At 66.3% G+C, this 13,121-nt stretch carries 10 protein-coding genes and 1 tRNA gene; 7 read left to right on the top strand and 4 right to left on the bottom strand.

What is annotated here, in order from left to right; translation table 11 throughout:
* Positions 1-2 precede the first annotated feature (2 nt).
* From ACZYZE_RS00595 to ACZYZE_RS00585, 3 genes are read right to left on the bottom strand one after another with little or no spacing between them, the layout of a single operon-like run.
* Positions 3-1,547, bottom strand: a complete 1,545-nt coding sequence (locus ACZYZE_RS00595) for an APC family permease (protein WP_459318455.1) — start codon at positions 1,545-1,547, stop codon at positions 3-5.
* Complete coding sequence (locus ACZYZE_RS00590; protein WP_459318456.1) at positions 1,544-2,458, bottom strand: universal stress protein; 915 nt, start codon at positions 2,456-2,458, stop codon at positions 1,544-1,546. The genes ACZYZE_RS00595 and ACZYZE_RS00590 overlap by 4 nt, the downstream gene beginning before the upstream one ends.
* A gap of 34 nt (positions 2,459-2,492) precedes the next feature.
* The gene (locus ACZYZE_RS00585; RefSeq protein WP_459318457.1) at positions 2,493-3,905 is read right to left on the bottom strand and encodes a flavin monoamine oxidase family protein; all 1,413 of its coding nucleotides are present in this window, start codon (positions 3,903-3,905) and stop codon (positions 2,493-2,495) included.
* A gap of 185 nt (positions 3,906-4,090) precedes the next feature.
* Here ACZYZE_RS00585 and ACZYZE_RS00580 point away from each other — a divergent pair, with 185 nt between their 5' ends.
* Complete coding sequence (locus tag ACZYZE_RS00580; RefSeq protein ID WP_463905645.1) at positions 4,091-4,780, top strand: TetR/AcrR family transcriptional regulator; 690 nt, start codon at positions 4,091-4,093, stop codon at positions 4,778-4,780.
* 195 nt (positions 4,781-4,975) lie between these two features.
* On the opposite strand, the gene ACZYZE_RS00575 is transcribed toward ACZYZE_RS00580, so the two are convergent.
* Positions 4,976-5,058 (bottom strand) — tRNA-Leu (locus ACZYZE_RS00575).
* 387 nt (positions 5,059-5,445) lie between these two features.
* Here ACZYZE_RS00575 and ACZYZE_RS00570 point away from each other — a divergent pair.
* The 6 genes from ACZYZE_RS00570 to ACZYZE_RS00545 are packed head-to-tail and all read left to right on the top strand — an operon-like array spanning position 5,446 to position 13,120.
* On the top strand, positions 5,446-6,186 hold the full coding sequence (locus ACZYZE_RS00570) for an FHA domain-containing protein (RefSeq protein WP_459318459.1): 741 nt from the start codon (positions 5,446-5,448) through the stop codon (positions 6,184-6,186).
* On the top strand, positions 6,183-6,665 hold the full coding sequence (locus tag ACZYZE_RS00565; RefSeq protein ID WP_459318460.1) for an FHA domain-containing protein FhaB/FipA: 483 nt from the start codon (positions 6,183-6,185) through the stop codon (positions 6,663-6,665). The genes ACZYZE_RS00570 and ACZYZE_RS00565 overlap by 4 nt, the downstream gene beginning before the upstream one ends.
* A gap of 2 nt (positions 6,666-6,667) precedes the next feature.
* On the top strand, positions 6,668-8,353 hold the full coding sequence (locus ACZYZE_RS00560; RefSeq protein ID WP_459318461.1) for a PP2C family protein-serine/threonine phosphatase: 1,686 nt from the start codon (positions 6,668-6,670) through the stop codon (positions 8,351-8,353).
* Positions 8,350-9,822, top strand: a complete 1,473-nt coding sequence (locus ACZYZE_RS00555; protein ID WP_459318462.1) for an FtsW/RodA/SpoVE family cell cycle protein — start codon at positions 8,350-8,352, stop codon at positions 9,820-9,822. The genes ACZYZE_RS00560 and ACZYZE_RS00555 overlap by 4 nt, the downstream gene beginning before the upstream one ends.
* The gene (locus ACZYZE_RS00550; RefSeq protein WP_463905643.1) at positions 9,819-11,273 is read left to right on the top strand and encodes a peptidoglycan D,D-transpeptidase FtsI family protein; all 1,455 of its coding nucleotides are present in this window, start codon (positions 9,819-9,821) and stop codon (positions 11,271-11,273) included. The genes ACZYZE_RS00555 and ACZYZE_RS00550 overlap by 4 nt, the downstream gene beginning before the upstream one ends.
* Entirely contained in the window at positions 11,270-13,120 is a 1,851-nt protein-coding gene (locus tag ACZYZE_RS00545) for a protein kinase domain-containing protein (RefSeq protein WP_459318464.1), read from the top strand. Before ACZYZE_RS00550 ends, ACZYZE_RS00545 begins: the two co-directional genes overlap by 4 nt.
* Position 13,121: the final 1 nt, after the last annotated feature.

The raw sequence follows: 13,121 nt of genomic DNA, 5'->3' as shown, positions 1-13,121 counted from the left end.
ATCTACAGGGACGGTGCGCTGGCTCCCTTGCCCTTGGCCAGGACCTGCCCCTTGAAGAACTCGGGCCGGATCTTGTACATGACCAGCATAAGCACGACGCCGAGCAGGATCACTCCCATGCCGAGGATGAACACAAGGCCGATTCCGCCCACCGATGACCCGGAGCCGTACGCAGGATCCATCGAGTCGTAGGCGGTTTTGAAGAACATCACCAGCAGGATGACGCCGCCCAGCAGCGGGGAGAGGAACTTGAAGAAGAACGCCTTCGCACCGCTGAAGGCCTCCGCACGGAAGAACCAGACGCAGGCCAGGGCCGTGATGCCGTAGTAGAAGCAGATCATCATACCCAGGGCGGTGATGGTGTCCCAAAGGGCGTTCTCTGAGGTGGTCCGGGTGATGACGTAGAAGGCGGCGGCGGCGATGGCCGCGGCGATCGTGGCGTAGCTCGGGGACTTGTAGCTCGGGCTGATCTTCCCGAAGTTGTGCGGCAGTGCCTTGTAGTGGCCCATGGCCAGCAGCGTCCGCGCCGGTGAGACGAAGGTGGACTGCAGCGATGCGGCCGAGCTGCTCAGGATGGCCAGCGACATCAGGATCGCGAAGGGGCCCATCACGGGTCCGGCAAGGACGGCGAAGATGCTGCCCTGGTTCTCCGGGTTTCCGGCGCCGAGGCCTTCCTCGCCGATGCCTGCGAAGGCCAGGGTGGACAGTGCGACGGTCATGTAGATGACCACGATCACCAGTACGGTGACGGTGGCGGCACGGCCCGGGGTCTTCTCCGGGTTGCGTGTTTCCTCGTTCATGGTCAGGGTGACGTCCCAGCCCCAGTAGATGAAGATCGAGAGCGAGACGCCGGCGGCGAAGGAGGAGAAGGAGCTGACCGCGAACGGGTTGAACCAGTCCGGGGTGATGGCCGTGGCATCGAACGCCGTGCCGCCGGCAACATGGCTGAACGCGGCCACGGCGAACCAGCCCAGCACAATGAGCTGGAAGGCGACCAGCACGTACTGCACACCCTTGGTGGTTTCCATGCCGCGGTAAGAGATCCAGCAGGCCAGGGCGATGAAGATCAGCGTGGTGGCGATGTTCAGCGGAAGGTTCAGCGTGAGGTCTGCCAGTTCAGGGTTTCCGAACAGCTGGGCCAGCATGAGGTAGAAGAAGTCCACCGCCACGGCTGCCAGGTTTGACAGCACGATGATGGTCGCCGCGATCAGCCCCCAGCCGCCCATCCAGCCGATCCACGGCCCGAAGGCCCGCGACGCCCAGGTGAAGGAGGTGCCGGCGTCGGGCATGGCGTTGTTGAGTTCGCGGTAGCCGAACGCGACCAGCAGCATCGGGATGAAGCCCACGAGGAAGATCGCCGGCAGCTGGACCCCGACTTCGGAGACGGTAGGCCCGAGGGCCGCGGTCAGCGTGTACGCGGGGGCAATGCAGGAAACGCCGATGACGACGGCACCGACCAGCCCCACCGACCCGGCCTTGAGTCCCTTGGCGCTCAGTCCTGCGTGTTCATTTTGCGAGGTCTTGGACGTCGCGTGTTCGGTGCTCATTGCTGTGCCTCTCCGGAGGTGTCATTCGACGTTGAATGGGGCTGCTGCTTGAGTTCATAGCCGCTGGGGACCACGAGCATCGGCACGGGCAGGGCCCGCAGGATCCGGTTGGCCGTGCTGCCCAGGAAGATGGAGCGGGCCCTGGCCAGACGGCTGGATCCGATCACCAGGACCTCGCCGTCCTCCCAGTCGAGGCGGTCCACCGCCTCCTCGATGCTGCGGCCCTGCGCGACTACGACCTCCGTTGTGGCCGCCAGCTGGACGCCCGACTGGTTGACCGGCGCGGCTATCGCGACGGTTTTCTCCGCGTATTCCAGCGCGGCTTCGGCCGCAGCGGGCGAGCCGCCGTCGTCGAGCGCCAATAGCGACACCACGCGCAGCGGGACCTTGCGGTTCGCGGCCATGCCGATTGCGAAGTCGAGCAGTTTCTCGGCCCCCGCCCGGTTGCCAAGTCCGCAGCTGATCCGGGTCAGGGCCTCCGTGCGGTGGTAGCCGCGGGGTGCCAGCGCCACGGGCACCGTGGACGCGTGCAGGAGGGCGCCGGCCACGGACCCGATGGTGAACCGCTTGAACAGCCCGTTGCTGGTCGCCCCGATCACGAGGACGTCCGCCCCCAGGTCCTCCGCAGCCTCGATCAGTGTCTGGGCATCGGATTCGCCGCTGCGGATGTGGGCCTCGGCGGGGACATCGGCCGGAACCAGGGCCAGGGCTTCGTCGAGCCATTGGCGTGCCTGCTCGTTCAGCAGGTTCTCGAATCCCGCCTTGGGCGCATGGGCCGCGCCGAACTGGGAGACTTCCGGCACCGCCAGCACAAGGTCCAGTCTGGCGCCGCGGCCGCGTGCCAGCGAGACGGCCAGGTTGACGGCATCATGGCCCCTGGCATTGGCTGAATACCCCACTACGTATCGCATCTGGCCGATCCTTTCTGAGCTGTTGGGCGGGTTCTTAGGAAGTAACTGTCTGGGGAGCGGCCGAGGCCCGGTCAGCGGCGACGATCCGGTCCGCCGTCGCACGTCCCATCCGTACCGCGCCGTCGACGTGCTGGTAGCCCTCGGCGGCGAGGTCGGAGGATGACCAGTAGATCGGTCCCACGGGGGCGTGCTGATCCTTGCCGTAGCGGTGCAGTCCGCCCAGGTCATAACTCGAGGCGTAGGCGCCGCGGGTCCATTCCTCCGAGCCCCAGTCGGACTCGTAATAGACCTCGGGAGACAGTGCCTTGGGACCCAGGAACCCGGCGATCGATCCGAGGATGGCTCCCCGGCGGTCTTTGGCGCTCAGCTCGAACATGGCGTCGGCTTTCTCGTCCGAGACGAATCCCACCAGGGTGCCCCGGGTGTCCTCGTGGTTGGTGTTGTCGTAGACCTCCTGGACCAGGGCGTCGGCGCCAAAGCACGTGCCGGAGAGTCCGTCCTCACGCCAGAAGGGCGTGCTGTAGACGGCGTGCACCTTGATGACCAGACCCAGTGACTGGTGCTGGTGCATCTGGTGCTGGCGGCGCGGCAGCGGCGGGTTGAACGAGACCCGGGAATAGAGGTTCGGCGGCACCGCCATGATCACGAAACGCGCCTTCACGGTGGCCCGCTCCGACACGGCAGTCACGCGGTGGCCTCCGGTATGTTCTCCTGCGGAGGCCCCACCCCAGGTGATGGTGCGCACCGGGCTGTCCAGCACGACGTCGTCACCGAGTTCGGCGGCCACCAGCAGGGACACCTGTTGCATTCCGCCGATGACGCGCTTGTCGAGGATGAAGTCCTCGTCGGTGAGGTGGGTGAAGGATCCGGCCGAGGCTGCCATCAGCACTGCCTGCAGGGCGGAGAAGGCGTGCGCGGGCTTGGTCAGCATGCCGCCGGCGATGAAAAGGCCGATGTTGTTGCACGCTTCCTCGTCGGAGGAGTTTGCGCGCAGCCAGTGGTGGAAGGAGATGGTGTCCAGCTCGCGGGCCTTGGGGTGCGCCCACGGCTCGGTGGGGCCGATCTCGGCGGCGAGGGTGTCCAGCAAGGCGGTGAGCTTGTCCATTTCGGCCGCGGTGGTTTCGCTGACAGGGAAGGTGTCGCCCGTGTAGAGAGTGCGTTTGCCGTCGGCGCCAATGTAGACGGACGTACCTTCCCGGTAACGGGAGTAAGTCTTGAGGCCAAGCTCATCCAGGAGCGCCAACAGTTCGGTCTGGTCCGGCGAGACCCACTGGCCGCCGATTTCGAGCATGGCGCCGTCGATCGTGTCGGTCCAGGTTCGGCCGCCGACGCGGTCGCGGGCCTCCAGCACGGCGACGCTCAGTCCCGCCCTCTTCAGTTCGCGGGCTGCGGTCAGCCCGGCGGGGCCTGCTCCGACGATGACGACGTCGCGGTCAAGTTCCAGCATGATTTCCTTTCTGTGGCCGCGGGAGTGATGCAGGCCACTAAATGAATGCCGTTCATTTAGAATTGACTATAGCCCTTTCCTTTCCGGCGGGGAAGACCCCGGACGAAAAAATCCGCATAGCGAACAGCGCCGCAAAGAAGGGCACAATAGAGTCACCCTGCACACCATCAGTAGAGAGGTCCGGAATGTCGACAGCCGCAAGCGCCCCAGCTGATTCCCACCGGCCCGAGGCCAAGCCGCGCCGCCGGGTCGGCAGGCCTGCAGCGGCCGTTCTGGACCAGGACGGCATCACAGCCGCGGCCCTGCGCCTGATCCGAAAAAGCGGCTACGACGGTTTCACGATGGCCGCCCTCGCCCGCACGCTGAACGTGGCCCCGTCGGCCCTCTACAACCATGTCACGTCCAAACGGGACGTGCTGGTCCTTGTCCAGGACCACCTGACGTCATTCGTGGATGTGTCCGCTTTCGACGCCCAGCCGTGGGGCCAGGCCGTTCGGGACTGGGCGTGGAGCTACCGGGACGTGTTCTCCAAACACACGCCGCTGATCCCGGTGATCGCTGTGCTGCCGGTGACCGACGCGCCGAAGACGCTGGCCATGTATGAGGCCGTCAGTGCGGGGTTTAGCCGGGCCGGCTTCCCCCAGGAGCGGATCATCCCGGCCATCGTGGCCCTGGAGTCCTTCATTTTCGGTTCCGCCTACGACGTCACGGCACCGGCGGACATCTTCGATTCCGGCAGCATGGCGGCGTCGACTCCGAACTTCACGGCCGCCGTCGCCCGGCTGGCAGAGCAGGGCCACGAGAACCAGGCCGACGTCGCCTTTAGCCTGGGCCTCGAGATGCTGATCGCCGGGCTCGGGGCACTGCGGGCCTAGCCGCGGCCAGGGCCCCGGCCGGACCGGCCCGGCTTTGGACTCCCACGCCGGGCAGCACCGGCCTGGTCCGGCAGGACGCGAGTCAAACCCGGGCCGGTTCAGCCACGCCGGGGCGGTTAGCCTGCTTGGGCGGTTGACTTGGGCGGTTAAACCAGAAGAACCCCGGTCCGAAGACCGGGGTTCTCTGTATTTGCGTGCGCGAGGGGGGATTTGAACCCCCACGCCCTTTCGGACACTGGCACCTGAAGCCAGCGCGTCTGCCGTTCCGCCACTCGCGCGCAACTTCCTCTACCGGGAATCGGGTCCGATTTCCGGACCGCCAACCTCGTAAAAGCAGCGAGATCCAGCATAACGGACAACCGCGGGAAAACACCAATCGAGGCCTGTGGGCGCGGTCCGTCCCCGCGGACCCGGCCTCCGAAGCGGGCAGGCCGGCCCTCTTCCGAACCCCCGCAGGGACGCCCGCCCGGGCGGTGTCACCGCATGTCAGGGCCGGTCCGCCGCGACTTTTCGCTACGGAGTGGCGGACCGCATTAAGGCCATTCCCAGCCTTGCCCAGTAGTATCTGATGTAGGAGTGCCCGTCTACGGCGGGCTCCCTCAAATGTTGGAAACCGAGTTCCGGAACGAATACTGCCCTGCAGCCGTCAGGAAAGGAGAAGGACCATGGGATTGCTGGACAAAGTCGAGCGCGGCATCGAAAAGGCCGTCCGCGGGGTCTTCTCCACCGGTTCCCGCGCCCAGGTTGAGCCCGTCGAGATCGCCAGCCACCTCCGCCGCGAGGTGGACAACAAGGCCATCACGATCGCTGCGGGACGCACCCTGGCACCCAACGTTTTCGATGTCCTCCTCAGTGACGATGATTTCCAGCGGGCCCAGGAATGGGGCACGCCGCTCGCCGAGGAACTGTGCGACGTCGTTATCAACCACGTGCGCAGCCAGGGCTATACACTCCAGGGCCCCGTCCGGATCAGCTTCCGCCGGGACGAAGAACGCCGCGCCGGCGATTTCGAAATCAAGTCACGGACTGAGAAAGCCTCCGCCCCGGCACAGCCCGGCATGCAGGGTGCCATGCCGGCCGCCCCGACGCGCCAGCCGTCCCGCATGCAGCCCGTGCTGGACATCGACGGCCAGCGATATTCCCTGAACGCGCCCTCCGTTGTGCTCGGACGATCCTCCGAAGCAGACATTCTTATTGACGACACCGGCGTTTCCCGCCGCCATCTTGAAATCCGCACCGGTCCGGGCACTGCCCAGGCCATCGATCTGGGTTCCACGAACGGCAGCTACGTCAACGGCCACAAGATCGTGGGGAGTTCGGAACTCACGGATGGCTCCACGATCACGATGGGACGGACCAAGATCATCTTCCGCCTTTTGCCCGCCAACCCAGGCGGCCGCCAGTGAGTGAACTGACCATCACCGCCTTGCGCTTCGGATTCCTCCTGCTCCTCTGGGTGCTGATTTTCAGCATCGTCTCCGCCATGCGCCGGGACCTGATGATCGGACGCAAGGCGGCAGCCGGGGCCCCGACGGCCCGCCAGGTCCGCAAGAACCCCGCCCTCGCCGAGCCCGCCGCTGCGCCCGTGAAGCAGCAGGCCCGCCAGCTCGTCGTGACCGAAGGCCCGCTCAAAGGCACCACCATCGCCCTGGCCGCGAGCCCCATCCTCCTCGGCCGCGCCCAGGAAGCCACGCTCGTCCTCGAGGATGACTACGCCTCGGGCCGCCACGCCCGTCTGTTTCCGCAGGGCAGCCGTTGGTTCATTGAGGATCTCGGCTCCACCAACGGCACGTATCTGGCAGATCAGCAGCTGACCCGGGCCCTGCCCGTCGAGCTGGGTGTCCCCGTGAGAATCGGCAAGACGGTCATCGAATTGAGGCCGTAGCCATGGCTGCTCCGGACCGCCCCGCAGACCAGGCAGCAGGAAACGCAACTGCCCCGACGCGGCCGCTCATCATGCGTTACGCCGCGCGTTCCGACGTCGGCCGTGTTCGCGCAAAGAATGACGACTCCGCCTACGTGGGCCGGCACCTCGCTGTGGTCGCCGACGGCATGGGCGGCCATGCCGGCGGCGATGTCGCCTCGGCCGCGACTGTGCTGGACATGATCCATCTGGACCATGACAACTACGACGGCGACGCCGAAACCGTCCTCGCCGACGAGATCCAGACCGCCAACTCGCTGCTCTCCGAGCTGGTCCACATCAATCCCAAGCTCGCGGGCATGGGCACCACGGTCACAGCCCTGCTCCTGGCCGAAGGCAAGCTCCATTTCGCCCACATCGGAGATTCCCGCGCCTACCGGCTGCGCAACGGCGAATTCGAACAAGTCAGTGTGGACCATACCTTCGTCCAGCGCCTCATCGACGAGGGCCGACTGCGCCCCGAAGAGGCGGAAACGCACCCGCACAAGAACGTCCTGATGCGCGTCCTGGGCGACGTCGATGCAAGCCCCGAACTCGACCTCGATACGCTCGAAGTCCATCCCGGTGAACGCTGGCTGCTCTGTTCCGACGGCCTGAACTACGTGGCCGGACACGTCGTGGAGCGCACCGTCCGCGAGACCAGGAGCCTGCGCGAATGCGCCGAACGCCTGGTGGAGCTCACCCTCGAAGCCGGCGCCCCGGACAATGTCACCGTTGTCCTGGTGGACATCGCCGAACAGACGCCCGACGACGTGCGGACCGCCGCCGTCGAAATCGTTCCGGCCCGGGCAGCAGGGGCGACCGTCACGGCCGTGGTCGCAGCGGACAGGGCCGTCACCGCCTCCGGGGATGACGCCGCATCGCAAACCGGCAGCACCTACGGCGCCCCCGTGAAACCCACCGGTTCCCCGGCGGCGGAAGCCGGAAAGCCGGCCGACCAGGCGGCAGGCAAGGGAACGGATACGAACGAACCCGAGACGACCACCGACCCGCACCTCGGCGAGCATCTCTCGGCCGAAGTCCTGCGGGAAGAGCTCTCCGGCCGCCCGCACGAACTCGTGGGTGCCGCCGCCTCGGCAGCGGAATCGGGATCCATCCCGTCCATTGCCGGACGCACCGTGGCCCGGCGGGCGGCGACGGTCCTCACCCACAAATCGGAGCAGGCCCGGGACGAAGCCGAGGAGTACAAGCCGGCCCGGCGGCCGCGCCGCTGGCTCACAGTCTCCGTCGCGGCGGCCATCGTGGCGCTGCTGGCCGTCGGCCTGTGGCTCGGCTACGCCTGGACCCAGACCCGGTATTACATCGGCGAACAAGACCAGCACGTGGCCATCTTCAACGGGGTTTCCCAGCGACTGGGACCCATCCAGCTTTCCACCCTCGAAGCGGTGACCGATATCCGGATGTCAGACCTCCCCGAATTCTCCCAGCAGCGCGTGCGCCAAACGGTCCCCGCCCGGGACCTCTACGACGCGCAGCGGATCGTGAAGAACCTCGAACGGACCGGCACCACGGCACCCTCGGATGAATGCCTCACTCCCTCCCCCGCAGCCACCGCCGCAGGGGTGACCCCCAGCCCCGGGGCAACCGGGACGGCCGCGCCGTCGGCCGCTCCGGCCACGACGGCTCCAGTTTGCGAGGGGGGCAAATGACCACGATCGAGACCGCCCCCAAGCCACGGCGGAACGTCGAGCTTGTCCTGCTGGTGCTGGCCCTCGCCGTCGGCATCGGCGCCCAGGCCCTCGTCGGCGTGGACAAGCAGAAGGCCTTCGATACCGACTTCTGGTTCCAGTCAAGCCTGCTGGCCGCCGCCGCACTCGCCTTCCACGTTGTGCTGCGCCTCAGGGCAAAATATGCCGATCCGGTAATGCTTCCGCTGGTCGTGGCGCTCAACGGTCTCGGCCTCGCCATGATCCACCGCCTGGACCGGGTCGGCGAAGACACCGGTAACAACCAGCTGCGCTGGACCCTGGTGGCGATGGCCGTCTCCATCGCCGTGATCTGGTTCCTCAAGGACCACAGGATCCTCCGCCGCTTCACCTACATCTCCCTGGCTGCCAGCGCCGTGCTGTTGGTCCTGCCGCTGATCCCCGGCATCTCCGCCGGTGAAATCCTGGGCGCGAGGGTCTGGATCAAGTTCGGCTCCATGACCTTCCAGCCGGGCGAAATCGCCAAAATCACGCTCGCTATATTCTTTGCCGGGTATCTTTCCTCGAACCGGGACCTTATCCTGCTGGCCGGGAGGAAGATCGGACCCGTCCAGTTCCCCCGGTTCAAGGACATGGGCCCCATGCTCGCGGCCTGGCTTGTGAGCATCGGCGTGTTGATCTTCCAACGGGACCTGGGCTCCTCGATCCTGTTCTTCGGACTCTTCCTCGTCATGATCTACGTCGCCACGAGCCGAATCAGCTGGGTGATCATCGGCGTCGTCCTGATCGCCGCCGGCGGCTTTGTCGCCTCACGGGTGTTCTCCCACGTGGCGCTGCGGATCGACGGCTGGATCAATGCCTTCACCGACGAAGTCTACGGACGCGAGTTCGGCGGCAGCCTGCAGATCGTCGAGGGCCTCTTTGGGATGGCGAACGGTGGGCTGGTCGGCACCGGCCTCGGCCAGGGCCGTCCCAATCTTGTTCCCTTCGCCAACAGCGACATGATCATCGCTTCCTTCGGCGAGGAGCTCGGACTGATCGGGCTCTTTGCCATCGTCCTGATCTATCTCCTGCTCTTCACGCGCGGCTTCCGCGCCGCCCTGGGAACCCGTGACGCGTTCGGGAAGCTGCTCGCTACCGGGCTCTCCTTCGCCATCGCCTTGCAGTGTTTCGTGGTCATCGGCGGCGTCACCCGGCTCATCCCGCTGACCGGACTCACGACGCCGTTCCTCGCGGCGGGCGGTTCCTCACTGTTGGCCAACTGGATCATCGTCGGGCTGCTCCTGATGATTTCGCACTCGGCACGCGGCCCGGTGGACACAACACCTCTGCCGCCAGGCCAGGTGCCGGAGGCCAAGAAGGACACCCCTGCGCTGCCTTCGAAGCCGGCCGCCTCCCCCGGCGCCGGCCGGGACAACCATGCCAGCCGGAACAGTCCGGAAGCTCCCACCGAGGCGGTGAAAAAGCTGTGAACCAGGCCATTCGAAATTCATGGATAGCCGCTATCGCGATGTTCGCGCTGATCTTCGGCGCGCTCAGCTACGTGCAGGTGATCGGCGCCGACGACCTCCAGGCCAATGCCTGGAACAAGCGCACCCTCCTGCAGAACTACTGCAACGACCGCGGCGCGATCATTGTCGGCGGCACTCCGGTGGCCGAATCCGTGCCTGCCACCGAGAGCTGCCAGTTCCAGCGCACCTATACCCCGCCCGGGCAGTATGCCGGGATCACCGGCTACTTCTCCAGGAGCTACGGTGTGACCGGTCTGGAGAAAGCAATGAACAAAGAGCTCGAGGGCAGTTCGGACCAGCTCTTCCTGGACCGGATCGGCCAGCTCTTCCTCGGCAACCAGCCCAAGGGTGCCTCGGTGGAACTGACGCTCGACCCCAAGATCCAGAAGCTCGCCTACGACCTCATCCCGGACGGCCAGCGCGGATCGATCGTCGTGACCAATCCCAAGACTGGCGCCATCCTGGCCATGGTCTCCAAGCCCTCGTATGACCCCAATCTGATCGCCACCCAGGACCCCGTGGCGGAGGGCGCCAACTTCAACGAGCTGAACAAGGTCCCCGGGATCAACCTGAACCAGAATGTCAGCGGACCCACCGGGGCGTTGCTCGCTCCCGGTTCGGTCTTCAAACTCGTCGACACCGCCGCGGCTCTCAGCTCGGGGAAATACAACAAGGACAGTGTGCTGCCCAACCCGGCGGAGATGTCCTTCCCGGGCATTGCTTACAAGCTCCCCAACTATGCAGGCGGCAACTGCTACACCCGGGACACGGCGTCGTTCGCTTTCGCCCTGCAGCAGTCCTGCAACACCCCGTTCGCCAGCATCGCCCTTGATCTGGGCGAGAAGGCCATTGCGGACCAGTCCGAGAAATTCGGTTTCGGCCAGGATTTTGGCGACCAGCTGAAGCTCGACTTCGCCTCGAAGGATTTCCCAACGGACCTCGACGACGCCTCGCTGGCGCAGTCGGCGATCGGCCAGCGGGATGTCCGTGCCACCCCGCTCCAGATCAACCAGATGACGTCCGCCATCGCCAACGGCGGAATACAGATGCAGCCGAACCTGATCAAGGCCGTGCGCTCCCCGGACCTGCGGGCGATCAGCGAGCCGAAACCCCGGGCCCAGCGGACCTCCACGACGCCGGAGATCGCGCGGCAGATCAATGAGTGGATGGTCAGTGTCGTCACCGATGGCATTGCCCGCGGGGCGGCCGTGCCCGGGACCAAGGTGGCCGGCAAGACCGGTACTGCCGAACTCGGCAACGGCCTGAACAACTCATGGTTTACCGGGTTTGCTCCGGCGAATGACCCGCAAGTGGCTGTCACCATCGTCATGGAAGGCGTAGACATCACCACCGGCGCACAGCTAACCAGTCCGAACGCGAAGAAGATCTTTGAGGCGGTGTTGAACAAGTGAGGCCTACATCAGGAATCACCCTCGGCGGCAGATTCCAGCTGACCACGCGGATTGCGATCGGCGGTATGGGAGAAGTCTGGAAAGCCAAAGACCTGATCCTTGGCCGCATCGTCGCCATCAAGGTACTCAAGGAGGAGTACACCGGCGACCCCGGCTTCCTCCAGCGCTTCCGCGCCGAGGCACGCCACACCGCGCTCCTGAACCATGTGGGCATCGCCAACGTCTTTGACTACGGCGAGGAGGAAGGCTCCGCCTACCTCGTGATGGAACTGGTTCCGGGCCAGCCGCTGAGCAGCATCATCGAACACGAACAGGTGCTCTCCCCGGACCGCACGCTGTCGATGATCGCCCAGACCGCACGGGCCCTCTCGGTCGCCCATAAGCAGGGTCTTGTGCACCGCGACATCAAACCGGGCAACCTGCTGATCACCCCGGACGGCCGCGTCAAGGTCACCGACTTCGGCATCGCCCGCCTGGCGGACCAGGTTCCGCTCACGCAAACGGGACAGGTCATGGGAACGGCCCAGTACCTCGCTCCGGAACAGGCCACCGGCCAGCTCGCGACCGGTGCCTCTGACATCTATGCGCTTGGCGTGATCGGCTACGAGTGCCTCACCGGCCACCGGCCCTTCTCCGGCGAATCCCAGATCGCCATCGCGCTGGCACAGGTCAACGACGCCCCTCCGCCGCTCCCGGAAACCCTGCCCAAGCCCGTCCGTGCCCTGCTCATGTCGATGCTGGCCAAGGATCCGAAGAACCGCCCGGCCGACGCCCTCAAGCTCTCCGAGGCAGCCGAAGCCATTCGCAACGGCGACATCGCCGCAGCCCACGCCGCCGTCCCCGGCATGCTCCTCTACGAGGCGGCACCCGGCGCCGTCACGGCACCGGTCGACATCCCCACCGCCGCTACCGGTGTGATCGGTGACGCGGACCGTTCGACGTCGGCCACCTCAGCACTCCCTGTGGTCGGCGCCGCCGGCGCAGGTGCCGCCGCCGGCCTCGCGGCCGGTGCCGCCGCTGCCAGCGCCTACGGCGCGCGCAACACGCTCTCCCGTGCCGACGCCCTCGCGGCGGAACGCAACTGGGAGCAGGAGGACGACGACTACGACGGGCCGGCCGATGAACCGCAGCGCCGCGGCCGCAGTCCCTGGACGTGGCCGCTGATCGCCCTGATCCTGCTGGTGCTCTTTTCCCTCGTGGGCGTCATCTTGACCCAGGCCGGAATCCTCTTCCCGTCGCAGTCGCCGGCCAGCAGTAGCGCCGTGTCCACGAGCGCCACGCCGAGCACCACCAGCGCCTCGCCCACCTCCAAGAGCCCCAGCCCCACCAGCAGCTCCGCGACGCCCACACAGTCCACCCCGGCGGCCATCAACCTGTTCCCGGACGCCTATCTGGGCCGGCCCTACAACGATGTCCGCAGCGAACTGACCACCATGGGGCTGCAGGTGGACGGGGCTGAAATATTCAACAATGCCACGCCCGGTACGGTCGTCGACATCAACCCGTCCGGGCCCGTGCAGCGCGGTGCAGCCATCAAGGTGACGTACTCCAAGGGTCCGGAGTCCGTCTCGGTCCCCACCATCCCGTCGGGTGCCAGCGAAACTGCAGTTCAGCAGGCCATCCAGAACGCCGGCTTCCGCTGGGCAAAGGGTGATCCCGTCGATCCCACGTCCAAGAAGGAGCCGGCCGGCACATTTGTCAGCTCCGAGCCTGCGTCAGGGGACAAGGCGCCGGCCGGATCCCTGGTGACCTATCATCTGGCCAAGGCCCCGGCCGCCGGAGCCCTGCCTGCCTGCAAGACCGCCGAGGCACCCGGAACCCCGCCCACCTGCAAGGCCACCCCGTAGG

Source organism: Pseudarthrobacter woesei, assembly GCF_055412745.1.
The sequence above is the reverse complement of the archived record's forward strand: the minus strand, read 5'-3'. Positions and strand labels throughout refer to the sequence as shown.